We start from the raw sequence: 2,285 nt of genomic DNA, 5'->3' as shown, positions 1-2,285 counted from the left end.
TTTCCATCTTCTCCGATTGTTACTGTGATTGGCTTGTCACCTTTACCTGGAATTTCTACTACTGTTCCTGGTGGGTAGGTTGAGCCATCTGGTTTCTTCGGTGTCACTGTAACATCACCTGTATCTGGATTTTGTTCCAAGTCTACTGTCGGTGTCTTACGTGCTGGAGTAGTTGCTGGCACTGGTTGTGATGGTCTCTTATTCGGTTCTGTTACTGTACCTTCTCCTTCGATTTTTCCTTTTGGAAGACTATCATTCGGTACTATTCCTGAACCGTCTTCTCCGATGATAACCTCGATTGGAGTATCATTATCACCCGGAATAACTACCTTCGTTCCTGGTGGATATGTTCCTACCACTCCAGGTTTCTTCGGTGTGACAATCGCATCTCCATTTGGTTGCTGAGTAATACCAATTGAGACTGGTCGCTCCGTTTGTGGTTCATTTGGATCTAATTTTTTAGGTGTCTTCACTTGAACTTCTTCAGGTGTTTTCCCTTTTTCAATAATCTTACCTGTTCCCGGAATATCTCCTTCTGGCAGATCACTGTTTGGTACTGTTCCTTTTCCATCTTCACCGATTGTGACTGTGATTGGTTTTCCGTCTTTACCTGGAATTTCTACTACTGTTCCTGGTGGGTAGGTTGAGCCATCTGGTTTCTTCGGTGTGACTGTAACATCGCCAGTGTCTGGATCTTGTTCAATTTTGATTGTCGGGATCTTACGAGCTGGTGTTGTTACTGGCACTGGTTGTGATGGTTCTTTATTCGGTTCTGTTACTGTACCTTTTCCTGGTAAATCACCTTTAGGTAACTTGTCATTTGGAACTATTCCTGAACCATCTTCACCGATTGTAACGACAATTGGATTACCATCCTTACCTGGAATTTCTACTACTGTTCCTGGTGGGTAGGTTGAGCCATCTGGTTTCTTCGGTGTTATTACTGCATCACCATTTGGTTTGCGTGTGATATCGATTGTAGGAGTTTGAGTTGTTGGTGTCTTAGGATCTGTTCCATTTTTCTCTTCATCCTTGTCTGGAATACCATCGTTGTCATCATCTGGATCGGTCACATCTGGAATGCCGTCGCCATCTGTATCACGTTGAATTGTAACTGGAACATCCACAACGACTTCTTCGTCACCATTCTTCACTTTAACTGGGATTGTAACTTTACGTTCTTCTTCTTTTGGTCCCCAATCGTCTACGGTTGGTGTGCCAGTTAAGTTACCATCGCCATCTACTGTTAAACCGTTGACTGGTGTTTCTGTAGTGATTGTTGAACCTGGTTTATTTGGTGTCACAACTTTTGTTGGCGGTACTGGTGCTTTTTCTTTCACTTTTCCTGGATCTGTGACTGTACCTGTTAATTTATCAGCTACTTTTGGATTTGCATCATCCTTGTCTGGAATACCATCGTTGTCATCATCTGGATCGGTCACATCTGGAATACCGTCGCCATCTGTATCACGTTGGATTGTAACTGGAACATCCACAAGGACTTCTTCATCACCATTCTTAACTTTAACTGGGATTGTAACTTTACGTTCTTCTTCTTTTGGTCCCCAATCTGTTACGGTTGGTGTTCCAGTTAAGTTACCATCACCATCTACTGTTAAACCATTTACTGGTGTTTCTGTTGTGATGGTTGAACCTGGTTTATTTGGTGTCACAACTTTTGTTGGCGGTACTGGTGCTTTCTCTTTCACTTTTCCTGGATCTGTGACTGTACCTGTTAATTTATCAGCTACTTTTGGATTTGCATCATCCTTGTCTGGAATTCCATCGTTGTCATCATCTGGATCGGTCACATCTGGAATGCCGTCGCCATCTGTATCGCGTTGGATAGTTACAGGGATTTTTACAACAGTCTCTTCTGTTCCACGTTTCAGTTTAACTGGAATCTCTACTGTACGCTCTTCTTCTTTTGGTCCCCAATCTGTGACAGTTGGTGTACCTACTAGATTTCCATCGTTATCCACTGTTAAACCATTTACTGGACTATCTACTGTAATCGTTGTGCCTAGTTTGTTTGGTGTTACTACCTTAGTATTTGCTGGGACAGGTGTTTTTTCTTTTACAGTTTTTCCTGTTTTTTCTCCTGTTAATTTATCCGCTACTTTTGGATTTGCATCATCCTTGTCTGGAATTCCATCGTTGTCATCATCTGGATCAGTCACATCTGGAATGCCGTCGCCATCTGTATCACGTTGGATAGTTACAGGGATTTTTACAACAGTCTCTTCTGTTCCACGTTTCAGTTTAACTGGAATCTCTACTGTACG

General features: G+C 42.4%; 1 pseudogene. It reads right to left on the bottom strand.

Annotated elements, in window-relative coordinates:
• A pseudogene (locus N8L90_RS09270) lies at positions 1 to 2,285 on the bottom strand (hypothetical protein); the annotation flags it as partial.

Source organism: Streptococcus mitis, assembly GCF_946190115.1.
GTDB lineage: Bacteria > Bacillota > Bacilli > Lactobacillales > Streptococcaceae > Streptococcus > Streptococcus mitis_CO.
Note: the sequence above shows the minus strand (reverse complement) of the source record. Positions and strands in the feature narration are given on the sequence as shown.